Annotated in this window: 18 protein-coding genes; 3 read left to right on the forward strand and 15 right to left on the reverse strand. The window is 57.6% G+C overall.

Annotation, left to right across the window (positions count from 1 at the left end; translation table 11 throughout):
* Positions 1–46: 46 nt before the first annotated feature.
* The 10 genes from mnmG to H4684_RS00135 form a co-directional block, all read right to left on the reverse strand.
* Positions 47–1,927, reverse strand: coding sequence for a tRNA uridine-5-carboxymethylaminomethyl(34) synthesis enzyme MnmG (gene mnmG, locus H4684_RS00090; RefSeq protein WP_192622454.1), 1,881 nt, complete (start codon positions 1,925–1,927; stop codon positions 47–49).
* 4 nt (positions 1,928–1,931) lie between these two features.
* Positions 1,932–3,161 (reverse strand): M20 family metallo-hydrolase, encoded by a 1,230-nt coding sequence (locus H4684_RS00095; protein ID WP_192622455.1) that lies wholly within the window; start codon positions 3,159–3,161, stop codon positions 1,932–1,934.
* A gap of 110 nt (positions 3,162–3,271) precedes the next feature.
* Positions 3,272–3,541, reverse strand: a complete 270-nt coding sequence (locus H4684_RS00100; protein ID WP_092188434.1) for a PxxKW family cysteine-rich protein — start codon at positions 3,539–3,541, stop codon at positions 3,272–3,274.
* A gap of 311 nt (positions 3,542–3,852) precedes the next feature.
* Positions 3,853–4,560 carry a hypothetical protein gene (locus H4684_RS00105; protein WP_192622456.1) on the reverse strand — a complete coding sequence of 236 codons (708 nt, stop codon included), beginning with the start codon at positions 4,558–4,560 and terminating at the stop codon, positions 3,853–3,855.
* Between the two features lie 698 nt (positions 4,561–5,258).
* Complete coding sequence (locus tag H4684_RS00110) at positions 5,259–5,447, reverse strand: hypothetical protein (protein WP_092188431.1); 189 nt, start codon at positions 5,445–5,447, stop codon at positions 5,259–5,261.
* 23 nt (positions 5,448–5,470) lie between these two features.
* Complete coding sequence (locus tag H4684_RS00115; RefSeq protein WP_192622457.1) at positions 5,471–8,119, reverse strand: PEP/pyruvate-binding domain-containing protein; 2,649 nt, start codon at positions 8,117–8,119, stop codon at positions 5,471–5,473.
* A 146-nt stretch (positions 8,120–8,265) separates the two neighbouring features.
* The gene (locus tag H4684_RS00120) at positions 8,266–10,827 is read right to left on the reverse strand and encodes a PEP/pyruvate-binding domain-containing protein (protein WP_192622458.1); all 2,562 of its coding nucleotides are present in this window, start codon (positions 10,825–10,827) and stop codon (positions 8,266–8,268) included.
* A 45-nt stretch (positions 10,828–10,872) separates the two neighbouring features.
* Positions 10,873–12,528 (reverse strand): sensor histidine kinase, encoded by a 1,656-nt coding sequence (locus tag H4684_RS00125; protein ID WP_192622459.1) that lies wholly within the window; start codon positions 12,526–12,528, stop codon positions 10,873–10,875.
* A 122-nt stretch (positions 12,529–12,650) separates the two neighbouring features.
* A complete protein-coding gene (locus H4684_RS00130) occupies positions 12,651–14,117 on the reverse strand; it encodes an SLC13 family permease (protein ID WP_092188423.1) in 1,467 nt (488 codons plus the stop codon).
* Positions 14,117–14,713 (reverse strand): CBS domain-containing protein, encoded by a 597-nt coding sequence (locus H4684_RS00135; RefSeq protein ID WP_192622460.1) that lies wholly within the window; start codon positions 14,711–14,713, stop codon positions 14,117–14,119. Before H4684_RS00135 ends, H4684_RS00130 begins: the two co-directional genes overlap by 1 nt.
* 326 nt (positions 14,714–15,039) lie before the next feature.
* Here H4684_RS00135 and H4684_RS00140 point away from each other — a divergent pair, with 326 nt between their 5' ends.
* The gene (locus tag H4684_RS00140) at positions 15,040–15,177 is read left to right on the forward strand and encodes a hypothetical protein (protein ID WP_192622461.1); all 138 of its coding nucleotides are present in this window, start codon (positions 15,040–15,042) and stop codon (positions 15,175–15,177) included.
* Here H4684_RS00140 and H4684_RS00145 read toward each other — a convergent pair.
* The 5 genes from H4684_RS00145 to H4684_RS00165 form a co-directional block, all read right to left on the reverse strand.
* Positions 15,174–15,404, reverse strand: coding sequence for a hypothetical protein (locus H4684_RS00145; RefSeq protein ID WP_192622462.1), 231 nt, complete (start codon positions 15,402–15,404; stop codon positions 15,174–15,176). The two genes, H4684_RS00140 and H4684_RS00145, sit on opposite strands and share 4 nt — an antisense overlap.
* Before the next feature lie 86 nt (positions 15,405–15,490).
* Positions 15,491–15,937, reverse strand: coding sequence for a response regulator (locus H4684_RS00150; protein ID WP_092188417.1), 447 nt, complete (start codon positions 15,935–15,937; stop codon positions 15,491–15,493).
* A 305-nt stretch (positions 15,938–16,242) separates the two neighbouring features.
* Positions 16,243–16,686 (reverse strand): response regulator, encoded by a 444-nt coding sequence (locus H4684_RS00155; protein WP_092188415.1) that lies wholly within the window; start codon positions 16,684–16,686, stop codon positions 16,243–16,245.
* Between the two features lie 147 nt (positions 16,687–16,833).
* On the reverse strand, positions 16,834–18,300 hold the full coding sequence (locus H4684_RS00160) for an SLC13 family permease (RefSeq protein ID WP_092188413.1): 1,467 nt from the start codon (positions 18,298–18,300) through the stop codon (positions 16,834–16,836).
* A gap of 67 nt (positions 18,301–18,367) precedes the next feature.
* Positions 18,368–18,838, reverse strand: a complete 471-nt coding sequence (locus tag H4684_RS00165) for a CBS domain-containing protein (protein ID WP_225940154.1) — start codon at positions 18,836–18,838, stop codon at positions 18,368–18,370.
* A gap of 455 nt (positions 18,839–19,293) precedes the next feature.
* Here H4684_RS00165 and H4684_RS00170 point away from each other — a divergent pair, with 455 nt between their 5' ends.
* A complete protein-coding gene (locus H4684_RS00170; RefSeq protein ID WP_192622463.1) occupies positions 19,294–21,822 on the forward strand; it encodes a sigma-54-dependent transcriptional regulator in 2,529 nt (842 codons plus the stop codon).
* Positions 21,823–21,925: 103 nt separating this feature from the next.
* Positions 21,926–23,593: a sensor histidine kinase gene (locus H4684_RS00175; RefSeq protein WP_092188407.1), complete on the forward strand. Its 1,668-nt coding sequence runs from the start codon at positions 21,926–21,928 to the stop codon at positions 23,591–23,593.
* The last annotated feature ends 7 nt before the right edge of the window (positions 23,594–23,600 follow it).

Genomic DNA, 23,600 nt, shown 5'->3' on the forward strand with positions numbered 1-23,600 from the left:
CCTGGTTTGAAAGTGAAGATTTGAGAGTGGATTCGGACGGCCCTGATCAGAGCCGTCCGATTTTTTTGAGCTGAATTTCAAGGCACGACAAGGCTGCGGGGGTGATCCCGGAAATGCGTCCGGCCTGACCGAGGGTGCGGGGCTGGATGCGGGTCAGTTTTTCGGTGACCTCGCGCGAGAGGCCGGGAATGCCTACGTAATTCATGTCTTCGGGCAGGGCCGTCAGTTCCATCTTTTCAAAGCGATCCACCAGCTCCTGCTGGCGGCGCAGATAGCCTTCGTATTTGGCCTTGATTTCGGCTTCCTCCAGCGCTTCCTCATCAAAGTTGTCCAGCTCCGGCCACAGTGGCGAGAGAACCTCGATGGTCAGTTCCGGCTGGCGCAGCAGCTCCTTGAGGCTGACCGACTTTTGCGGGATCGTGCCGCCCATGGCCTCGACCAGATCCCTGGTCGCGGCATCGGGGCGGACGCGGATGGCTTCCAGTCCGGTCATGATTTCGTTCACGGCCGCCTGCTTGCGGGTGAAACGCTGCCAGCGGCTGTCATCGACGAGGCCAAGATCGCGTCCGATGGCGGTCAGCCGCTCGTCGGCATTGTCCTCGCGCAGCAGGAGCCTGTGTTCGGCCCGGGAGGTGAACATGCGGTAGGGTTCAAGCGTGCCCTTGGTGACCAGATCGTCCACGAGCACGGCGATGTAGGCCTGGCTGCGGGTGAGGATCAGCTCGGGCTCTCCGTGCAGGGCGAGGACCGCGTTGATGGCCGCCCACAGCCCCTGTCCGGCCGCTTCCTCGTAGCCCGAGGTGCCGTTGATCTGCCCGGCCATGTACAGGCCGCGCACCAGCTTGGTTTCGAGGGTGGGCTTGAGCTGTGTCGGGGGGACATAATCGTATTCGATGGCGTACCCGGGTCGGATGATCTGGGCCTTCTCAAGGCCCGGAATGGACGCCACCAGCGCCTTCTGGATGTCCAGGGGCAGGCTCGTGGGGATGCCGTTGGGGTAGACCTCGTGACTGGTCAGGCCTTCGGGCTCGACAAAGATCTGGTGCCGGTCCTTCTCGGGGAAGCGGGCGATCTTGTCCTCGATGGATGGGCAATAGCGCGCTCCGGTGCCCTTGATGACACCGGTGAACATGGGCGAGCGGTCGAATCCGGTGCGGATTATCTCGTGGGTGCGCTCCGTGGTGTAGGTCACGAAGCAGGGCAGCTGCCGGAGTTTTATGCCGGGGCTGTCGAAGCTGAAGGGGCGGGGCGGGTTGTCTCCGGCCTGTTCCTCCATGACGGAATAATCGATGGACGATTTGAGCAGCCGGGGCACGGTGCCGGTTTTCAGGCGTCCAAGCTCGAAACCCAGTTCGGCAAGTCGCGGCGAGAGGCCGTGGCTTGCCGGGTCGCCCTGGCGGCCGCCGCTGAAACTGTCGAGGCCGACATGAATGAGGCCCTGCAGGAACGTGCCCGTGGTCAAGAGCGCCGCTCGGCAGGCAATGGTCTCGCCCAGGGTGGTCACGACGCCCGTGACGCGTCCGTCCTCTACGGTCAGGGACGCGACCGTCTCCTGGCGCACGAAGAGGTTCGGGCAGTTGAAGATGTCCTGCTGCACGACCCGCACGTATTCGGTGCGGTCGATCTGGGCGCGGCTGGAGCGCACGGCGGGGCCCTTGCGGGTGTTCAGGATGCGGAATTGGATTCCGGCCTGATCGGCCCATTTGCCCATCATCCCGCCGAGGGCGTCGATCTCCTTGACCATGTGGCCCTTGGCCAGGCCGCCGATGGCCGGATTGCAGGACAGATGTCCGATGCGGTCGGCGTTGATGGTCAAGAGAAGGGTCTGCATGCCCATGTGCGCGGCCGCCATGGCCGCTTCGCAACCGGCATGGCCGGCGCCCACGACAATGACGTCAAAGATATCGGGCACGGTCGGGATGGTCATGTGTTTATGCCTGGTCGTCGAAAAGAAGATGGGCGAACACCCGGGCGTCGGCGATGGTGGCCGTCATCGAAGAGTGCTCGTTGGGCTGGTGCGCCGTGTGCATGAGGGTGGACCAGCAGATGGCGGGAAGGCCCCGCTTGCGGAACGCCGCCGCCACGGTGCCGCCGCCGATCCCGATCACGCGCGCTTCAAGTCCGCGTGCCTTCTGAAGCGCGGCGGTCAGTCGTGTCACGGCCTCGCAGTCGACAGGCGTCGCCGGGGCGGCCTGTTCCGTGACCACGGGCGCGAAGGCGATGCGCACGTCCCGCTCGAGTTCCACCTCGTCGCAAATGGCCCGCACTTCCCGTTCGATATCTTCCAGCGGGTAGGTGGGCAGCACGCGGCAGTCGAGATGAAAGACGTCCTGGCCGGGGATGGTGTTCACGTTGGGGACGTTGGCTTCCATTTTCGTCGGAGCAAAGGTGGATACGGGTGGATCGAAAAGCGGATCGCAGGCGTCGAAGACCGTGTGCAGGCGGTTCAGGGCAAGGATCAGCGCCGAGGCTCCGACCAGGGAGTTGACTCCGGCTTCCGGGGTCGATGCGTGGCACTGCTTGCCCCGGACCGTGAACCTGAGCCAAAGCACGCTTTTTTCGGCGACCTCAATGGCCTGACCGTCCGGGGTGCCGAAATCCGGGATGACGATCAGGTCGTCCGCGGCAAAGACATGCGGATGGTGGCGCATGATGTATTCGATGCCATGCGTGTTGCCCGTTTCCTCGTCGGCCGCGAGCAGGATGCCGAGGGACAGGTCCGTTCGCACCTGGGCCGTTTCAAGGGCGCGCAGCAAGAGGAGCGCGCTGACCATGCCCTGATGGTTGTCTTCCACGCCCCTGCCGTAGATGAGGTCTCCCTCCTGACGCAGGACAAAAGGGTCGCCCTGCCACAGGGACAGGTCCCCTGTGGGCACCACGTCGGTGTGTGCGATGAGCCACAGCGTGCGCGGGCTTTTGCCCGGTCGCCTGATGATCAGGTTCGGGCGGTAGCCGCAGTCGACGGTATCGTCCGGAGCCTTGATCGTTTCCGCCTGGACGCCTGCAAACCGGGCCACATGATCGGCCAGGTACTCGACCTTCATTTTTTCACCCTGCCCCCCATTGGTCGGGCCAAGGGCGGGGATGGCCACAAGGTCGGTCTGCAACCGCAGCAATTCATCGCGGCTGTTTTCCAGGAGTTCTAGCACGGTGCTCAGCATGGTGGCGTCCTTCGGGGTTGTGGATGACTTCAAAAGTCACTTCTGCCCGGAATTTTGAAGAAAAAAAAGGCAGGAAAAACCTGCCTTGTACGAAGTCCGTGATGAAAGGCTTAACGACCTTTGGCTGCGCGCTTGGATGCCTTGAGCGGGTTGACCTTGGCCTTGCCCTTGCCGGGTGCGGTCTTGGTGTGGGTCGAGAAATTGCAGGTTCCCAGTCTCCACTTCGCTGCGGGCTGGGGATACGTTCCGCAAAATTTGGCGCTTTCGAATTCTTTGATCCGCTCGCAGCCTTCACACTGTTCCACAATCGGGTGCATTACAACGCCGTTGACCTGAACGCCTTCGTCGGTCTTGACGGCATTACTGAAATCTACTGCCATGAGGCTCCTCCATAATTTTGTCCTGAAATGCTGCCGCGTCTTCGGCCGGTGAAAATAGCGGCTTTACGCTGATCACCGGAAACTCGCTTTATTTTTCGAATCAAACATAAAAGTCAAGCTTTTTTTCTTTTTGCAAGATGCACCTTTCTTCCTCTGCCCAGGCTGCAAGCAGCTTTAGCGGTGTGCGTCTTTTTTGGCGCTTTCCGGAAGGGGTGCGTCCCGACGGAATTCTGAAAGCCTGACACAAAGAAACCAGAGCCTGCATGAGACCCTGGTTTCTGGTTTCGTGCGTCTGCCTTTTGGCCGTGAATCTACTGGGGCTTCTTGGGATCCTCAAGACTCAGGAAGGACAACTCGTCGTCATCTGACTTGCCCGAGGTCTTTTCCGGGGAATCGGTCCCGAAATCAAGGAGTATTTCTGTCTCCGGGGAAAATGAAGGCTTTTTGGCCGCAGAGGACTTGGAGCGTGGTTCATCATCCAGGGGTGCGAGCATTTCTTCGAGTTCCGGAATGAAAAGATCTTCGCGCTTGGGTTTGCTTGGAGCCGGAACCTGCGGGGCGGGCGGAGCGTCGAAGGAGGCGCTGAAGTCAAGCTCGACCATGTCTTCGGCAGGGAGCGTGTCCAGAAACAGATCTTCTTCCGGCTTGGGCGTCGGCGCTTTTTGCGCGGGAGCCGCTTCCCTGACCGGGACCTCGGTCATGGTGAAATCCAGATCCGGAAAGTTCGAGACGTCGATGTCGGTATTTTTTGCGGCGGCCGCGGCGGGTGGTGCGGCCAGATAGTCCCCGGAGGCGGCGCCTGTGTCGTTTGCTTGCGCATGGAGTTCGGTTTTCTGCGGTTTTGCGGAAAAATCGGGCTCGGGCTGTTGTGCGGCGGGTTCCTGCTTCAGCCAGTTGACTCCCGAGGCGGAGACCCAGTTCAGGTAAAGAGCCTTGCGGGATTCTTCCCAGTCTGCTCCGCACTTGGGGCATGCGCTGACGTGGTCGAAGGAGTGGAATTTACATTTTTTGCAGTACATGAGGTGTCCTGAATTGGCGTTGGTTTATGTTTGCGCATACCCCTGTACACTGGAATGCTTCTCTTATGCAAGCAGCCTGGCCATTGATGAAAAATGAAGTTGTGCGTATCAGGCTCCGTTAAATTATCAGGCATGTTGGGTGGGCTTGGACGGCTGGCACTCGGAAACAGACTTGTTCAAAGCTTGTCGAAGGCCGCCATATGCAACGCCCGCAAGCGAGAATTGTTCATGGAATCACAAAAAGAGGGAGGCGGGAAACTTTCGTTTCCCGCCTCGCGTAAAACCGAGATGACTAAAAACCAGATGCGATGTGATTCCGATCAGTTCGCCGGGCCTGTTCTGGGCCGGAGGTTGGCATCCATGTTGTCATTGTGACTGGAATAAACGCCTCTACAAGTCTGTTACCTGTGTTACCTTGGGAGTTTCCTTCCAACGCGCCTTTCAACCAACATTTTGTTTTTGGTTTCTGACCAACGCACCTCTTTCTTCAAAGCGAAAGATGTTCCCTAGGAATGTTTACAGCCGACACGCCTGTGATAGAGGTTTTTTCCTGATTTCCTTCCAACACGCCTCTGCAGTACAGATTTGGTTGTCGGTTTCTTTTGAACGTCACCTTGGAGACAATTGGAACCATTTCAATCCGCATGCGGCAGGTTCTTGATTTCACCTAGTACTGCAATGCAAGCGAAAGTCAAGATCTATTTCTTGCGCATCCTGTCGGCCATTATCTTGGTAGCGGCGGCGAAAATACCGCAGACGATGCCCATGAAGAAGGCCTTGACCGGCTCGTAGCCGAACCAGCTGGCGATCATGCCGATGGAGCCGCCGATGATGACTCCGCGCATGACGGCATGGCTTGGTGTGTTTTCGTTGGATCTGTCGCTCATTTTTCCTCGTACGCAAGCCTTTGTCAGGCCTTGTTTTTTGCATCCATCATCGCGTGAAGCTGATTCAGGATGCGTTTTTTATAGAATTGGACCACGTCTTCCTTGTTCATGATCATGTCCAGCTGCCTGGTGTGGATGAGGATGTGTCCCAGGATTTCAAGATGATTCTCGATGAATTTCTGGTCGCAGTCGTCCAGCCGGGCGAAAAGCGCGTCTTCGCGCACTCTGGTCCGGAAGTTGAATTCGTCGAGTATTTCTCCGACGAACTTCGCCCTGCGAACCTTGCGCTGGTGATCCGCAGCTCCGCCCTTGAACTGGAATCGGATGTAGTTTTCACGCGGTCTTGGCCCGGCCAGTGCCTCCACGGACGTGAAGTGATAGCCGAACCGCGACTGCAGGTTGCAGAAGTGTTTCGAGATCATGAAATAATTTCTTTCCGAGAACTGGGACGCCATGGCCGGTTCCAGGTTCCTGTTGGTCGCGGACTGGAAGAGCACCGACATGAAGCCCTTGCAGTCGATGCACGGGGGGCCATCCCAGGGATAGGCCACGATGCCGCGCCACAGCGCGAGCATGGGAACGGAGGTGATCTTGTCCAGCGGGATCATCTTGTCGCCGGTATCGCTGACAAATCCGTCCTCGAGATTGATGATCCACCATTGCATGGGCACGATGGTCTTGAGCTGTTTGCTCGACCTGGGAGAAAAATTGTGGTCGCGGCCGAAACTGAACATCTCCTGCACGGATTTTTCATGGCAGAAGCGGGTGATGTCGTGCAGCGTCTTACAGTTGGCCGGAGTGAAGTCGAGCCCGTCGGGGTCCAGAAGGTTCAGGGGGATGATGTGGCGGTTGACGCGCTGCAGCGTCTGGAAGACCGGGCTTCCTGCCATCATGTTCGGCCGCTGTGGCTTGCGGTCCAGGAGGGTTTCCTGGAGTCCGGCGTAGACCGCGCAGTTGTCGGCGTCGAGGGTGATTTCCTGGCCGGTTTCAAGGATGCTTGTGGCTGACGGGACGCCGAACAGGCCTGGGACCTTGAATTCCCTAGCCACGTTGGCCAGATGGCCGGCGACGCTGCCCTGCTCGGTGATGACGCCCTGGCAGCGGTTCAGGACGGCGGCCCTCTTGGGCGCGGCCTCCACGCAGACCAGGATGGCGTTGTCGGGCAGCACGAGGATGTCCACGTCCTTGCGGACGATGTGCACCACGCCGTGGGCTGTACCCGCACTGGCGGTCTGGCCTTCATGCACCAGGGGAGTCACCCCCGGGAGCAGCTCCGAAGCGGACTGATCCTGGCGAACTTCCAGCGGTCGTGTCTGCAGGAGGACGAGCCTTCCCTCCGGGGAATAGGCCCATTCGATATCCTGGGGGATGTCGTAATGCTTTTCTATGCGGACAGCCATGGTCGCGAGGTCCATGATCTGGGGGTCGCTCAGGGTCGGTTGCTCGCAGAGCGCCGGATCGACCGATACCCGGCAGACGCCTTCAGCGGCCGAACAGACCAGCGACGATTCCTTGCGCGGCACCTTTCTTTCAATAATTCGCGGCTGAGGTTCCTTTTCCACGATGAATTCGTCGGTGGTCGCAGTACCGTCGACCACGCCTTTGGCAACTCCCCAGGCGGAAGTGATGCGGACATGGGCACCCACGCCGTTCAGCGGGTTGGCCGTGTAGGCGACACCTCCGGCCTGCGAGGTGACCATGCCCAGACACCCGACGCACATCAGCACGTCATCGTCCCGGATGCCGAGCATGTAGCGGTAGGTCATGGCGTGAGCGGAATATTTGCTGGCAATGATTTCCTTGTAGCCATCGACAAGGCTGTCCCGGTCAAGATTCAGAAGGGATCTGTGCTGGCCGGCAAAGGATGCTCCGGCGCTGTCTTCGCCCAGGGCGCTCGAGCGCAGCGCCACGCGGACATTGGACCCTTCGCGTTCACAGAGTCTGTCGTAGGCACCGAGAATCGCGCTTTCGAGCTCGGGTGGAACCTCGGCTGCGAGGATCATGCCCCGGATCTTGGCGCACATTTCCAGCAGGGCGATGGGCTGATCCGTCTGCGGTTCTTCGTCCGGTTCGGGCGCTTGGGCGGCCCCGGCCGCGAAATGGGAGGCCATGGGGTGGCCAAGTACGAGGCAGTTGATTTCGTCCCAGAGACCAGAGTGCTGCATGAAGGTCATGTAGGCTTGGGCGGTGATGGCGAATCCGTCAGGGACCGGCACCTGCAGGGCATTGCGCAGCTCACCCAGGTTGGCCATCTTGCCGCCCACGTCGTCGATGTTGCGAGCCGTGATGCGATCCAGGTCGAGAATCAGGTCATTGCGGCGGGCGGTCTGGCGCAGGGAGAGTTCCTGCTGGATATTCTCCTGGATGGAGCGCATGGCGTCCCGCAGTCCGAGATACTTGCCCGGGGCCAGAAACAGGAGGTTTTCAACGATGGAAAAAACCTTGGCCGTGGCTCCGGTGACCCGCGACCTGAGGAAGTGCATGCCGAAATGCCGATGCCCCAGGGCCGCGCTTTCGAGGTCGGTCATGATGTCCAGGGCGGTGTTGTTGGCCGAGAGGAGCCGTCGAAAGGCCTGATATCTGGCCTTGAACTCGTCATCCTGTCCGCTGTCTTCCTCTTGCGGGGGCGGGGTAGGGGAAAAAAAGTTTCGGACGCGCTGCATCAAACTCATTCGTGCTCCATGCCGGGGTTCCCGGTGGCTGTATACCTATTGCAGGGAACGTTCGGTCAATCTCGTTGTCTTCTGACACAAAAGAAGCCCGGCCTGCAACGTTGGCGGACGGCCAGTCCCGCCAGGGGGACAGGGCAGGGAAGCGTTCAGTATCGAGGAAAGGAGTGGCCACCCTTGAAAAATTCATCGATTTTTCGGGAGACCTCCTCGTCATCGTCGAGGCGCAGATCGAGGCTGCGGATTGATGCCAACAGTCTCCCAAGGGTGGTCAGCCGGTCCAGAAAACGGCTTTCGTCATATTTGCGGATTTCCGCCTTGAGCGCGTCGCCGTTTTGGCTGACGCGGAATCCGAGCCGGCGCAGGATGCCGGCCAGGAGCGTGGCGCGGCGAACACGCTGAACGTATTCGGCGGCGCCGCCCTTGAAGGAGAAGGTGATGTAGTTGTCGTTGATGACCGGCCCGGCATAGGCGTCTATCGTGGCGAAGTGGTTGCCGAGCCGTCCGCTGAAATTGACGTAACTTCTTGATACGACGGCGTAACTCGCGGCCTCCGGGATGGCGCCGTCCTGGCCGCCAGCCACTTCGGGATGTGTCATTCCGTTCAGGAGTGCCTTCAGGGGCTCGCAGAGGAGTTCTTCTGTGCCGACTGTGGTGCCGCGCTCACGCGGCACGACGCCATCGCCCAGGTCGTAGAGGAAAATCTTGAAAGGCAACCCGGTGCGCAGTTCGTGGGCAGCGCTCTGCGCGTGCGGGAGTTCGTCCGAAAGCCGGAACATCTCGTGCATGGCCACTTCATGGCAGAAGCGGATGATGTCGTGCAGGGTTTGGCATCCCTCGGGCGTGAAATTTGGCATCTGCGGGTCGACCAGATTCAGAGGGATGATGAACTTCAGCGCCTCCTGCAGGGCCTTGTAGACGGGACTGCCCTTCATGAGATTGACGGGTCTTCGTTCCGAGAGGATTTCCTGGACCCGGCCTGCGTAGACAACCCCGTTGGTTGCGTCGAGGGTGACTTCCGTCCCGTGTGCAAGAAGATGGGTTGCGCGGCCCACATCCACGAGCGTCGGGATGCCGAATTCGCGAGCCACGGAGGCCATGTGTCCCGTGGCGCTGCCGATGTCCGTGATGATGCCGGCGACCTTGCCCATGGCGGCCACATAGGCCGGCGATGTCTGTCTTGCGACCAGGATTGCACCTTTTGGTATGTCATCGAGGGCGTGATCGGACTGCACGGAATAGACCATGCCTGAAGCCATCCCAAGGGCCGCCGGTTGGCCGCCGCACAGGAGCGGGGTCCGACCGGGTACGAACTCGCAGCATTCGGCCCGGTCGGTTCCCTCGGCACGCATCAGCGGCCTGGACTGCAGGACGAAGAGGCGGTCTTCATGGTCGAGGGACCACTCCACGTCCTGGGGCATGCCGTAGTGTGCTTCGAGTCGCAGGCCGTATTCGACCAGGGTACGGACCTGATCGCCTGACAGGCAGGATCGTTTCCGGTCTTCGTCGGGCACTTGCCTTGAGACGATACCACCCTGGGGCAGAATGGTGAAGGCCGAGGTTTTGTCTCCTGTCTCGGCGGTGACGGTTGTTCGGTCCGTGCGCCGGATGCGCCAGAAGTCAACATGCGAGGATCCGTCGACGACGCTCACCCCGAGTCCCCAGGCTGCCGAGAGAAGCACATCGTCGCTGTGGGCGGAGTTTGGATCAATGGTGTAGAGCACGCCGCTGGCCTTGGCCTGAACCATGTTCAGGACCAGAACACTCATCATCACGTCCTGCTCCGAATAGCCTTTGGAACGACGGTAGAAAACGGCCCGGGCGGTGAAGGCGCTGGCTACCACGGCGCTCCAGGCCCGCGGGAGGGCGAAGGGGGTGGCGCCAAGAACGGTCGCGTGCTGGCCGGCGAAAGAAGCATCGGAATCCTCGCAGACTGCAGATGAACGCACGGCCAGACGCACGTCGGGGCCGAACCTGGACACCATGCCTCGCGCCTGCTCCTGCAGTGCCTTGTCCAGGTCAGGGGGCAGAGGCGCAATCATGATTCTTTCGCTGGCTTTGGCGCAAATCCGCTCCAGGGCGCCTATGTCCGTGATGTCGATTCCGACAAGTTGGTGCCGGAAAGTTTCGAGAATCCCGGTATGCCCAAGGAAAAGGGCTGCTGCCGAAGCCGTCACGGCGAAGCCCGACGGCGTCGGCAGGCCGACACGGTTGCGGACCTCGCCGAGGTTCGCGGCCTTGCCACCCACTTCGTCCAGGTTTTCAAGAGAGATTGCATCAAGCGGCAGGACGAGGTCCTGGCCGTCGAATGTCCGCTCGCGCAGGAGGGCGCGCAGGGCCGCTCCGCCTACATGCTGCAAGCGCCCGAAGAGAGTTGTGAATCGCCCCTTGGCCAGTGCGTTCATGTCTTCAATCAGGGAACAGCCGTGCTCGAGCAGTCCTCGCATGTGCACCAACGCATCTTCCTGGGTGAAGGAGCGGCCTTCATAGACCATGCGCTCGAGCCAGGCCATTTCCTCGAGGATGTGGTTGTTGCTGGCCAGCAGACTTTTGAAGAAACGATACTTTCGTTTCATCTCCGGATGGGCGTCGGGAGCTGCGAGGTTCCTGCCGGTCGTCGTCTTCACGGCAGCGACCGCCGGAAGATCCGAAGGCGCTCGGCCAGCCGGATCGGTTGCGGGGGGGTCGGTCTGCGCATGAACCAGTTGCATGCGACATGCGCCAGATTTCCAGAGCGAATTCTCATGGCGTTCTCGTCAGTTGATGAACGGTCGTGCTTCAAGGGGAAGCTCGACTGTTATGGTAGTGCCCTGCCCGGCAGTGCTGTCAACGGAAATCCTTCCGCCGATACGCTGCAGGATGCCATGGGAAATGGATAGCCCGAGGCCTGCGCCCTTGCCGGGTGGCTTGGTGGTGAAGAAGGGATCGAAGATCTTGTCGAGGTTCTCGCGGGGGATGCCGAAACCCGTGTCGCGAACTTGCAGACGGACGCCGCCTCCTTCCGAAGGGGCGGTGGAAATGGTGATGGGTCCGCCTTCGGGCATGGCGTCCATGGAGTTGTTGATCAGGTTGATAAGCAGCTGGCGCAGGAGGGCGGGTTCGCTGAGAATGACGGGCAGCCGCGAGGCGAGTTCCTCTCGGATTTCAATGTTTCGCTGCGATGCTTCACGGCGTCTCAAGGCGGCAACGTCGGTGACGAGAGTGTTCATTTCCACGTCGCGAATCGTGCCGTCGGTCTTGCCGCCAAAGCTGAGGAGTTTGTGAGTGATCTCGCGGCTGCGAGCCGTTTGAGTCACGATCTGGCGAAGGGATTCCCTGAGTTCTCCGGCGTCGGGATGGTCTTTGAAAGAATCACGCCGGAGCAGGTCCTGCATCCAGCCCGCTTCCTCTCCGATGATGGCCAGGGGGTTGTTGACTTCGTGGGCGATGCCCACTCCCAGTTGACTGATGGCGTCGAGCTTCTGAACCTGCAGTTCACACTCCCGCAGACGGCCAGAGTCCGTCTCCATCTCTTCCTGGAGCGTCGTGAACTTCTTTACCGCCCGCAGGGACGCCGCGCCCAGGACAAGCAGGCAGATGACGGCCAAGGCCGCGAAGCGTGTCATGGTGTGGTGCAGGGTCTCGGAAATCTCCCTGTTGTCGCGTTGGGTTACGAGCAGCCAGCCGGGAAGGTTGTCCAGGGGGAGCGCGACGTAAAGCAGAGTGGTGCCGGACCATTCGCGCCGGGCAATCTTGGTGACACCGGAGTCCTTAGTGACCAGAGAGCCGTCGACACGGTCCAGGATGCCTCCGTGCAGGACGGCCCTGGTCTGCAGGATTCCCGCATCGTTGACGAGGAACGTCTCGCCGGTGCGTCCGAGGCGCTCGCGGTCGAGCAGGGAACTGAAGAGGAAGGCGTTGACGGAAAGTCTGACGGTTGCCGAAGACAGGTCCGTCCCTTCGCCTATGGCGATGAAAAAGCGCGGTGTTCCGTCCTTGCCGGCCTGAACATCGGTGACGAGGAGACCGCTTTCGGTCCGTGAGGCTGGCGGCAGTTCCTGCGGCAAGGGTTGGCCGGCCATGACCCTGCTGCCAGTTCCGGAATCCATCACGTCCATGCCGTCAATCCAGTCCATGGAGTGGCCAAGGGAAGTGAAGGCGTGCTGCAGTTCCTCCGCGGACATCTTACCGGAACGTTGAAGCAGCATCCCCAAAAGAGCCCCGGCCGAATCCATGCTGTACTCTACCCTGGCCCTTCCTGCTTCCGCGACGACGGCGAGTTGCGATTCGGCGGCACGGCTGTGTTCGGTGTCAACACTTTTGAGTGCGTAGACCAGAACGCATACGGCGACGAGAAAGGCCGGGGCCACGGTGAACAGGACGATCGCGTTTTTGAGCCGTTTTCTGTGCATTTCCAGACGTTGAGGAGTCATCTGCCCACCGTGCCGTTTGGCGGTTTGGGTTGTTGCTGCGGGTCGTTTTTGGAAAAAAACCGGGAAGACGGGTACCTTCCCGGTTTTGTTTAGGATTGAAGAAACGGTTTCGCAACCATGAATCAGTAGAAGCCGATCAGGGGCCAATACACCAGTACGCTGATGGTCGCGACGAGAAGCAGGGTCAGACACCACGGGACCGCGACCTTGATGAACTCAGCCTGCGAGAAATATCCCGTGCTGTAGGCGATGATCGTCGGAGGGCAACCAATGACGAGCATGATGAACGAGGTGGTCATGGGGGATAGCATGGCCACGGCCTTTGGAGAGAGGTTCATCATTTCCGCCATGGGCAGGGTGATGGGCAAGGTCAGGGCCACGGCCGCGGAGTTGCTCATCAGGCTGGACAGGAATGAGCCGAAAAAGCCGATTCCGTAGAAGACCGCAAACGAAGGCTGGCCTTCAAGCAGCGGCAGACAGACCTCAGCCAGGTATTTGCCCGCTCCGGATGTGAGCATGGCTCCGCCCAAGGATACACCGGCACCGAAGACGATCCAGGACTCCCAGGGGAATTTGTCGCAGATGGTCTTGAATGAAATGAACTTTGGGCCGCAAAATCCGGCCAGGGCCAGGGCGGCGGGGACGCTGTAGTGTAGTCCGGTCAGGTCCGAGAATGTCCACAGCAGGAAGGTCACTCCGAAGATGATGGTAACGCCGAGTTCTTTTCCCCGCATGGAAGGCATTTTTTCGATTCTCACCTCGGCCGGGAGTTCTTTTTCCTTGGGCCGGAAAATCATCCACAGGACGCCCCAAGTGGTGACGGCGGTCAGGATGCAGATGGGGAACTGGATGACGATGTACTCCAGGAAGCCGATGGTCGCCTCGTGACCCGCGTCTCGCGTGAAGTTTTGCAGGATTTCGAGGGCCAGAGGGTTGCGGCCGCCGCCCAGAAGGGTGCCGAAACCGCCGGCCGAGGAGGCTAATGGAATGAGAATGATGAAGAATTTTGAAAGATTGTTGCTTTTTTGCGGGGTGATTCCCATGGCCATGAAGACCGGAACCAGCGCAAAGATCATGATGACCGTGACTGTCGCGTCGTGAAAGACGGTGGCCAGCATGGTGCACCCGACGGCCAGCACGAAGCTAAGTTTCTTGACCCCTGTTCCGGCCATCTTGAAAATGTAATACATGATGCGGTTAGCCAGGCCGACCTCGTTCAAGACCACGCCGAACATGACGATCATGAGCACGAACATGACCGCAGGACTGGCGAATGGCGCCCAGGCGTCGGTCGGCTTCTGGATGCCGAACAGGATGAGCCCCGCGGCGGCGCACAGGGCCGAGACGCCGATGGGTATGGCCTCCGTGACCCAGAGGAGGACGACGGTCAGGAGCAGGGCCAAAAATTTGTGCCCGTCGACGGGCAGATTGGCCGGGGTAGGCAGAAGATAAATTCCGAGGCCGATGGACAGGGAGATGAGGGTCTTGATGATGATCGTACGGCCCGACTGCTCGGACGTTTCCGGGTGTTCTTCGATGAGGAGTTCATCTTCGGGGTGATTTCTGTAATCGATATTTTCGTGGCTCATTATGGCACTCCATGAAGATCTTTTTTCATTATGGGTGAAATTGCGCATGCGTCCTTCATGGTTGCCGATAAATGCGCGTACACGTCCGAAAAGGCGAGCATGCCGACAAGGCGCCCACCGTCGGTGACAAACAGGGAATCATGACGATTCATGACGAATCGGTGCAGGGCCTTGTCAAGGCTGTCAGTCACCATGACGGTTTGGCCCGCAGAGGGGCTGCTGACGAAATTCCGGATGAGAATCCCCGATGCGTCGGTACAGAGTTCGTGCAGTGGGGTCGTCCACAGTGCAGCCTGGTCCAGCGCACTTCCGATCATCTTGTCGTAGGAATGGCTTCGGGAGTATTCTCCGACATTGACCTTCAGTCTTGAATAGCGGGGTTCGAGGGCCATGAGCAGGTCCATGGGAGAAACCTTGCCCACGATGTGTCCCTTCCCGTCATGGACGAGAAGGATGCATGTGCTTTTTTTTCCGCTCTGAAAATCAATGCGGCATTGTTCCAGCGCTCTCAGCGCGGCTCCGAACGTTTCCTCCTGAGAAATCCGGGGGAAATGCTCGGCCGGGATCATCAGTTCTTTCACGGTCATTGGCTCCATTGATAACTCCTTCGAGGTGTGCCGGCCTTTGCCTTAGCAGTGTGGCCGGATGTGAAATCCGCCTTTTTTCTTCAAGCGCGGGTGCACGGCGGTGGACGCAATCCCGTCGCTGGGCTCCCTCATTTTCCAAGCGGAATGAAGAATCCCCGACCGGCGTGATGATGCCGGCCGTGTTTGAATCCATGCCGCTTCCGCGCTGCAGCTCTCCCGGGCAGGCGATTTCCGCCTGATCCATCCAGAGTTGCACTCCCGGCCAGGACCTGCGCTTCACGCAAAAGATGCGGAGCAGGCTGAGGTCCTTGGGCCATCCAGAACAGCCGGACGCCATGGATTCAAAGCATTCAAAAAACGGAAAAATCGTTGTTGCTGCTGGGCAGCCGGCTGTAACAATAAAACAATGTGGCCGGGAAATTCCGATTTTACCAGCAGCGGGAGCAAAAATGGAAGCCGCCAATCGGGTCTAATTGTCGAAAAAGCGACTCCAGAGCGAGATCGCCAGATTCAAAGCGAAGAGTCCCGCCAGGCTTGCCGGCCAAAACCACCATTTTTTGAGTATCGGAGGATTCCAGGCCTTCCCCCGCGGTAGATTATGCAGCGGCTTGTAGCTGCTATTCTCGTGCGGCTGGGATGATTTCCGCAAATTCGGCTGACGTCCGTGTTCTTCTTCGTTGAAACTGAAATTTTCCTGCATCAATACCTCATTGCAAAGGGACAGCCGTTTCCCCAGGGAAAGCGATCCGGAGGGGAAACGACGGATAATTTCAGCCTTGGGTGGAATTAGAAGCCCAGGCTTTTGTGCATCTTGTCGAGTATGGCCTTTTCTTCCGCCCTGCGCAGGCGTTCGTCGCGATCTCTTTTGATCTTGTAGGCCTCCTGAATTTTTACCACGAGATATTCGTATTCATATGGTTTCATGAGATAATCGTAGGCACCCAAGCGCATGCCTTCCACGGCCGAGGATACGTCGCCGTGACCGGTGAGCATGATAACTTCGACGCCGATGTGTCTTCCACGAATCTCCGACAGCGTCTCGATGCCGCTGAGACCCGGCATCTGGATGTCAAGAATAACGATGTCGAATTTTTCCGCCGCAAGGCGGTCCAGGGCTTCCATGCCGCTGCTCGCACCGCTGACTTCGTAGCCAGTCTCCTGCAACCGCTTGGCCAGAGTTTCTCGAAACCTTTCTTCATCATCAACCAGAAGCAATTTGGGCAAAAAATCCATTATTTCCTCCTCATGGAAGTGACACTGCATTGGTTCGGGTATGTTTATTGTTTGTGAATACCGTAACAATGTTTTCATTTCAAGATATTCTCGCCGGTTCTCTGCAGAATCGCAATTGCCTGAATTAACATGGAGAGAGGATGCAAAGATGTCTCGAAACGTACATTGGTCTTCAGGCGTGCCAGACCTTTGGATGTCTTCCTTGGTTCTTCTGGTTGAACCGGGGGGATGTAATCCCCCCGGTTTGACTATTACGACTGTGTCGGTCCGCTATCGTTATCTAGGATCGGTACAATGTTGGAACGCTAGACCCATCTTTTCTGCAGTTTATCCAGCAGGGCTTTTTCTTCTGCCCTGTGCAGCCTTTCGTCACGGTCTTTCTTGATTTTATAGGCTTCCTGGATCTTGACTACGAGGTACTCGTATTCACAGGGCTTCATCAGATAGTCAAAGGCACCGAGGCGCATGCCTTCTACGGCCGAGGATACGTCACCGTGTCCTGTAAGCATGATCACTTCCACGCTAAGGTGCTTGGCGCGGATTTCAGCCAGGGTTTCGATGCCGCTTAGTCCCGGCATCCGGATGTCGAGTATGGCCACATCGAATTTGTTGGTGGAGAGCAGGTCCAGTGCTTCCATGCCGCTGGCGGCCTCGCTCACCTTGTATCCGGTTTCCGTCAGACGCTTGGCCAGCGTTTCGCGAAAACGGTCTTCATCGTCGATAAGAAGCAATCTTGGCAAATTTTCCATTATATCCTCCTTGTTTTGACCGTCACGTAGGGACGGACAACCATTCGTCGTTTACTGATACTATTCTCTCTTGCAACTGAAGGTATACTAAAGAGAGTATCAATGAGCTGGGGGGAGGGGCGTTTCCCCTCCCTTTGAACAGGATGCTTAGTTGAATCCGATCATCGGCCAGTAAGTCAGTGCCGCGGCTACGCAGATGGCCAGCAGGGTGAGGCACCAGGGGATGGCTACCTTGGAGAACTCGACCTGGGTGAAGTATCCGGTGCTGTAAGCGATGATTGTGGGAGGACAACCAATGACGAGCATGATGAAGGAGGTGGTCATGGGGGCGAGAAGACCGACGGTCTCGACGCTCATGTTCATCATGCTGGCCATGGGTAGGGTCACGGGCAGGCTCAGGGCCACGGCCGCCGAGTTGCTCATCATGCTCGACAGGGCCGAGCCAAAGAGGCCGATGCCGTAATAGGTGACGAAGGGGGAGTGCCCCTGGAGCAGCGGCAGGCAGACTTCGGCCAGGTACTTGCCAAGGCCGCTGGAGAGCATGGCCGCGCCCAGGGAGACGCCGGAGCCGAAGACGATCCAGGATTCCCACGGGAACTTGTCACAGATGGTCTTGAAAGAGACCCAGCCGGGAGCACAGAAGCCTGCAAGGGCCAGTGCCGCGACCACGCTGACATGCCAGCCGGTCAGGTCGCCGGCGAACCACATGATGAATGCGGCGGAGAAGATTGCTGCCACACCCTTTTCAGCGCTGCTCATGGGCGGCATGGACTCGATCTTCACGGATGCGGGAAGTTCCTTTTCCTTGGGTCGGAAGTACAGGAAACAGATGGCCCAGGTCGCTATGGCGGTGAAGATGGAGACCGGGAATTCGACGATGGCGTACTTCAGGAAGCCGATTTTGACCGCGACGCCCGTGGCCTCCAGAAGGTACTTCTGGGTGATGTCCACGGCCAGGGCGCAGCGGCCGCCGCCGAGCATGGTGCCGAAGCCGCCGGCCGATGCCGCCAGAGGAATGAGGATGATGAAGAATTTGCTCAGGTTGTTGCTCTTCTTCGGCGTGATGCCCATGCTCTGGAAGAGGGGTACAATGGCGAAGAGCATGATGATGGTGATGGTCGCGTCATGAAAGAGGGTCGAGAGCAGGGTGCTGCTTATGGCTATGAAGAAGCTGAGCTGCTTCACCTTTGTTCCCGCGAATTTCAGGATAAAGAAAAGCAGGCGTTTGGCCAGGCCGACCTCGTTCAGGATGACGCCGAACATGATGATCATCATGACGAACATGACGGTCCGGTTGGCGTATGGAGCCCAGGCCTGCGAACTGCCCGTAACCTTGAAAATGATCATGAGCGCCGTGGCCAGCAGGGCGGTAACGCCAATGGGAATGGCTTCGGATACCCATAGGAACACGATCGGGAGCAGGATGGCGCCCAGACGATGCGCTTCCACCGGGAGGGACTCCGGACGGGGCAGAAAGTAAATGAACAGAAAAAGACCAAGCGCGATGAGCAATTTGATGATCATGGATTTGGATGACTGAGTCGGACCCTGGGGCTCTTCTTCGTGCATGAGGAGCTCATCTGGGGAAGTATCTCGCACGTCTTGTGCACTCATGGATTTTCTCCTTTATTATTCAATATGTTAGCTTGGCAGTGACAACATCGCTTGAACAGAAGGTGACTCAGAGGCCGCACGATTCTTTGATTCTGCGGCCAATTTCCTTGTACACGTCGGAAAAGCGCAACACGCCAATGAGCTTCTTGCCGTCCATGACGAAAAGAGAGTCATGCTTGAACATGACAAAGCGGTGGAAGGCATTGTTCAGGTTCGCGTCCTGGTCGATGATCTGGGATGATTTTGGCGGCTGGATGAAATCCTTGACCAGGATATCCTTGGCAATGGCGCAGAGGTCGTCCAGGGGTTTGGCCCAAAGGGTGGTCTGCTCTTTCATGGGCTGGATCACGTAGCTGAACTTTTCAACGTACACGCTGCTCTGTTCGTCGACCAGTTTTTCGTAGTCCGGTTCGAGTCCTCGGACCACGTCGAGGGGTGAGAGCTTGCCGACGACCTTGTTTTCACTGTCGGTCACCAGCAGGATGCGCTGTTCGCGCTTGCCGGAAAGGTATTCCTCGTTGGCCCTCTCCAGAGCCATGACCGCTCCTGAGAAAGTTGCCGTGTCCGATATCCTGGGAAATTTGGCTATGGGGACCATGAAATCTTTTACGGATGCTTCCATTATCCATCGCTCCTTGGGGTTGGGCCGGAATTGATGATTGTGCACCATCTTCGCCTCCGACACAGGTTTATTGCCGATTTCAAGTCGTTAAATAATCTTGCAAACACTGTGGAGTGATTAACAATTCCTGTGCCAAGTTTTTTTTGCGCGATATGAATTTTTATATCTAAAACTCTGTTTTTAAATAATATTATTTTGATATAAAATTCACAAATAGTTTGTGCTCTCTCGGTTTTTGGCAATGTTGTTGCGTAATTTTTGCTGTATATTGCTCTTTTTCTTCTTGAGCAAAGTGTACGGTGTCTGTTATCGGGAAGGAAAATTTGCGCGATTTGAGGCTGTTTCGGAAGGGGTGGAGAAATGGAGGAAGCATGATCAAGCCGAAAGTAATTTTGGAATGGGCATCCCGGATGCGGCCCGGTGGACCTGTTCCAGCCAGGCGTAAACTCCGAACGCGTCTGCTCGTGACGCTTATCCCCACGTCTCTCATCGTGCTCGCGCTGATGGGATATGCAACGTATTGGGCGTCATCGGAATTTATCTCCCTCGCCCTTGAACGCAACTCACGGATTCATGCCGTTTCCACCGCCTATGCGGTGGAAACGTTGCTGGAGCGTTGCAAGCGGCAGCTTCTTTTTGCGGCCCGCAATCCCATGAGCGCGGAGGATATGGCCCGCTATTTAAGGGATATTCGGGAACTCGACGGCCTTGAGTTTGCGGAATTCGGCTTCATTCCCCTGCGTGAAGCAGATCCTGTTGTTTTTGTGAGTCGCGAGGGGAAAGAAATACGATTGACGCAGGATGAAGTGAACGGCATTCGGCCCGGTCCAGCGCTTCTGTATGCGCATGTTCGCGGTTTGAAAGCGGGTGAAGTGTGGCTGTCGGAGTTTAAAGAGGTGGAAACTCCCTATCCCAGTGCTGACAATCCGCGAGAACGCATGTCCTGTGTCGCGTTGCGTATGGTGACTCCCTATGTGGGTCCTGACGGAGAACTGGACGGGTACGCTTATCTTTCGCTTAACGCCAAGATGATCCGCAATGTGCTCTCTCTCTATGAGTCGTCCAATTCTCCCGTTTTCGCTTTCTCGCGCAATCCAAAGTTTCAGCGGTACACCTTTTTTTTCGATGTGGGGGGGTGGGTGCTTTTCCAGTCCGAATCGGAACAGGGTGACGATGCGCCTCTGCGTACCTTGAATATCCGGAAAACCTTGTCCGGGACTCTGGGCAGACCCGGTATGCCAGAGGCGTTCCGTCCCTCGGAGCGGAACGAAAATTATTGGCAGACCGTCGAGGATGTCCGCGATGGGCACAAGGACATTGTCCGGTCGCTCAATCGAGTGGAGTCCGCTTCGCCCTACAGTGACCATTTTCTTGCCTACGCTCCGGTACGCCTGCACCTGGCCCCGGATCAGGACGCAAGAATCATCGGCGGAATCGCCTACGAAGACCGCAGCGTGCTGGTCGACCTCGCAGGTTACAGGCACATCGATGTCATGCTGATCATCAGCGCCATTTCCGTGCTGGTTCTGGTGCTGGCCATTGCTCTGGTGGCCAGGGGCACCACGCTGGGTCTGCAGGAACTTGCCTATGCGGTGAAGACTCTCACGGAAAAGGGAGAGTGGGAGGAAGTCCGTCTGATCGAGACGGGCTATGAGGCAGAGATGCTCAAGGATTCGATCAATTCCATGATCAGGACACTGCAGGCGCAGTTTGAGGAGATCAAGTCAAAGGACCTGAAGATCGAGTCCGTGGCTTTGAAAGAACCGGCGGAACTGAGTATGGGGTCCTCCATATCCACATTGGACGCGGACTTTCCGGAACTTGTCGGTTCGGGGCCGCACATGAAGCAGATGAAACGCGTCATCATCAAGGCCAGCCAGGTCGAAGTGGACGTGCTTATCGAAGGCGAGACCGGTACGGGCAAGCAATTGGCCGCCGAAGCCGTTCATCGCCTGTCGTCCAGAAACGGCAAACCCTTCATCTCAATCAATTGCGGTGAACTGGACGAGAATCTCTTGCTCGATTCCCTGTTTGGTCACGTCAAAGGGGCGTTCACGGACGGTAAGGGGGACCGGCGCGGCGCTTTTCTGCAGGCCGATGGCGGGACGCTGTTTCTGGACGAGATTCAGTCCGCATCCATGAAGGTCCAGCAAGCCTTGTTGCGAGCTCTGTCCCTGCGCAAGATCAAGCCGCTGGGCAGCGACCAGGATGTGGACGTGAACGTGCGTCTTATCACGGCCACCAATGTCGATTTGAAGGCCCTGATCGGTGAAGGGAAGTTCCGTGAGGATCTCTATTACCGGCTCAAGGTCATTACCATCACAACCCCTCCGTTACGGGAGCAGCGGCAGAACATCCCGCTTTTGGCCATGCACTTCCTGAAAGAGGGGGAACACATGGCTGGAAGATCTGATCTCGCTCTTTCGCGCGGGGCCCTGAAAGCCCTTGTCTCCTATGATTGGCCAGGCAACATCCGCGAACTCAAGCATGTGATCATAACGGCGGCCGTGATGTCCGAGGGGCGCGTGATCCAGTCCGAGCAATTGGGCATCAACGGCAAGGCAAGAAATGAGGATGACGCATTAAACCAGAGTGCGGATTCGTTTGTGCGGGAGAAAGGGGACGGTTTTGAAAATTCGTTTCCCGCAAGAACTGATAAAAAGAAACATGACACAGTATTGCCTTTGGATCTGAACCCCCGGCAGGTCATAGCATGCGAGTATGTACGGGGGCATGGGAGCATTTCGAGCAAGGACCTGCTCGATCTTCTCGATGGCGGCATTTCAAAGAGAACCGCAAGCTATGACCTCCAGGACCTGGTCGGCCGCGGCCTGCTGGCAAGGATAGGTCGTGGTCCCTCGACGCGTTACGTGTGGCCCTCGGGCGGCGATTCGTCCTGATCGGTATCGCTGTTGCACCCTCTTCCGGGGTCGGCTATGGGTGATCTGCCAAGTTGAATAACGGGTCATTGGTTGTTTCAGGAAGTATTCCTCAGGAGCACGTATGTCTGTATTTGGGCTCAAGGATCTCGGGACAAAGATTGCCATCACGGCGTTGGGTTTTTCGCTGATTCCGCTTATCGTCCTGGGTGCGACCATGTACTCCATGTTCGCCTCGGCCTACCACACCAAAGTCCGCTCCAATCTGATGACCCTGGCCGAGAACAAACGTCAGGGAATCGATCTCTTTTTGCGGGAACAGGTTTCCCAGTTGCGCACCCTTGCCTATGCCCACTCCATTGAAGACCTCTCCTCCCAGGAGAAACTCGAGCAGATTCTGAGCACGATGCAGTTGAGTTCCCGTACGTTTATCGATTTGGGACTCATCAACGAGGAGGGGGTGCATGTCAGCTACTCCGGACCGTACAATCTCTCCGAGGTGAATTACAAAAACGAAGAATGGTTCAACCAGGTAATGGTTCGGAAGATCTACGTTTCTGACGTGTTTGAGGGATTTCGCGGCTTCCCTCACATGATCATCGCCGTAAAAAAGCAGGAGAGAGGCAAGGTCTGGATTTTACGGGCCACCATCGACTCGGATATTTTTGATTCTTTGGTGCGCTGGTTGCAACTCGGGGATCTTGGTGACGCCTACCTTGTGAATCGCAACGGCGAATTGCAGACAAAACCAAGGTTCGGAAACAAAAGCCAGGAAATCTACGCGGCCTTTCTCGGCAGTCCATTTTCCGGGGCCAAGGTGGCAGAATTCGAGTCCGAGAGAAAGAAAGTGTTCGTCGGAGGGATCTGGCTGGAGCAGAAAAACTGGCTTCTGGTCATCGAGGAGGACATGCGCGGAGAACTCCAGCCCCTTTTTGAGACCCAGACAGCGACATGGGCCGTGGTTGGTGGGGGCATCATTTTCATCATAGTCGGCACCCTCATGATCACGCGCATGATCGTCGCACAGCAGGAGCGCAGTGAAAGGGAGCAGGCTCAACTCAACGAGGAATTGATCCAGTCCAGCAAGATGGCGGCGCTGGGAAAACTGGCCGCTGGCGTGGCGCATGAAGTCAATAATCCGCTGGCAGTTATCCGGGAAAAAGCTGGCTGGATGAGGGATCTGCTGGAAGAAGAGGATGTGAAGGCAAGTCCGAATTTTCAGGAATTCGGAGACGCCGTGGATAAAATCGAGCATCATGTCGAACGGGCTGGGCAGGTCGTGCATCGCATGCTGGGTTTTGCACGGCGAATGGAGCCTGTCTGCAACGATCTCTACATAAATGATGTGCTCAAACAGACCTCCGCTTTTCTGGACAATGAAATCCGGTTCCGGAACATCCAGCTCGTCTGGAATCTGGCTCAGGATCTGCCGACTATTCAATCCGATGCTGCCCAGATTCAGCAGGTGCTTCTCAACCTCCTCAACAATGCCATCGATGCCATAGGCCGTAACGGTAACATCACGGTATCCACAGGTTACGATGATGAATCGGATATGGTGCGCATCAGCATACGTGATGACGGTCCGGGCATGGACAAGGAGGTCCAGCGGCGCATTTTCGATCCGTTCTTCACGACCAAGAGAGTAGGAGAGGGAACGGGGCTTGGGCTTTCCATCAGCTACTCCATAATAAACAAACTGGGCGGCATCATCCGCTTCGACAGCGAAGTCGGTCATGGTACCGAATTTACAATCCTTTTGCCGGTGAAACATCATGACAGAAAGGAATAATTCACAG

The sequence above is a fragment of the Desulfomicrobium macestii genome (genome assembly GCF_014873765.1).
GTDB classification, from domain to species: Bacteria; Desulfobacterota; Desulfovibrionia; order Desulfovibrionales; family Desulfomicrobiaceae; genus Desulfomicrobium; species Desulfomicrobium macestii.

What these genes read in the sequence shown, in the direction of transcription:
- mnmG (WP_192622454.1), bottom strand. Translation starts at nt 1,927, where the DNA reads ATGACCATCCCGACCGTGCCCGATATCTTTGACGTCATTGTCGTGGGC.
- H4684_RS00095 (WP_192622455.1), bottom strand. Translation starts at nt 3,161, where the DNA reads ATGCTGAGCACCGTGCTAGAACTCCTGGAAAACAGCCGCGATGAATTG.
- H4684_RS00100 (WP_092188434.1), bottom strand. Translation starts at nt 3,541, where the DNA reads ATGGCAGTAGATTTCAGTAATGCCGTCAAGACCGACGAAGGCGTTCAG.
- H4684_RS00105 (WP_192622456.1), bottom strand. Translation starts at nt 4,560, where the DNA reads ATGTACTGCAAAAAATGTAAATTCCACTCCTTCGACCACGTCAGCGCA.
- H4684_RS00110 (WP_092188431.1), bottom strand. Translation starts at nt 5,447, where the DNA reads ATGAGCGACAGATCCAACGAAAACACACCAAGCCATGCCGTCATGCGC.
- H4684_RS00115 (WP_192622457.1), bottom strand. Translation starts at nt 8,119, where the DNA reads ATGAGTTTGATGCAGCGCGTCCGAAACTTTTTTTCCCCTACCCCGCCC.
- H4684_RS00120 (WP_192622458.1), bottom strand. Translation starts at nt 10,827, where the DNA reads ATGCAACTGGTTCATGCGCAGACCGACCCCCCCGCAACCGATCCGGCT.
- H4684_RS00125 (WP_192622459.1), bottom strand. Translation starts at nt 12,528, where the DNA reads ATGACTCCTCAACGTCTGGAAATGCACAGAAAACGGCTCAAAAACGCG.
- H4684_RS00130 (WP_092188423.1), bottom strand. Translation starts at nt 14,117, where the DNA reads ATGAGCCACGAAAATATCGATTACAGAAATCACCCCGAAGATGAACTC.
- H4684_RS00135 (WP_192622460.1), bottom strand. Translation starts at nt 14,713, where the DNA reads ATGGAGCCAATGACCGTGAAAGAACTGATGATCCCGGCCGAGCATTTC.
- H4684_RS00140 (WP_192622461.1), top strand. Translation starts at nt 15,040, where the DNA reads ATGGATTCAAAGCATTCAAAAAACGGAAAAATCGTTGTTGCTGCTGGG.
- H4684_RS00145 (WP_192622462.1), bottom strand. Translation starts at nt 15,404, where the DNA reads ATGCAGGAAAATTTCAGTTTCAACGAAGAAGAACACGGACGTCAGCCG.
- H4684_RS00150 (WP_092188417.1), bottom strand. Translation starts at nt 15,937, where the DNA reads ATGGATTTTTTGCCCAAATTGCTTCTGGTTGATGATGAAGAAAGGTTT.
- H4684_RS00155 (WP_092188415.1), bottom strand. Translation starts at nt 16,686, where the DNA reads ATGGAAAATTTGCCAAGATTGCTTCTTATCGACGATGAAGACCGTTTT.
- H4684_RS00160 (WP_092188413.1), bottom strand. Translation starts at nt 18,300, where the DNA reads ATGAGTGCACAAGACGTGCGAGATACTTCCCCAGATGAGCTCCTCATG.
- H4684_RS00165 (WP_225940154.1), bottom strand. Translation starts at nt 18,838, where the DNA reads ATGGCTCTGGAGAGGGCCAACGAGGAATACCTTTCCGGCAAGCGCGAA.
- H4684_RS00170 (WP_192622463.1), top strand. Translation starts at nt 19,294, where the DNA reads ATGATCAAGCCGAAAGTAATTTTGGAATGGGCATCCCGGATGCGGCCC.
- H4684_RS00175 (WP_092188407.1), top strand. Translation starts at nt 21,926, where the DNA reads ATGTCTGTATTTGGGCTCAAGGATCTCGGGACAAAGATTGCCATCACG.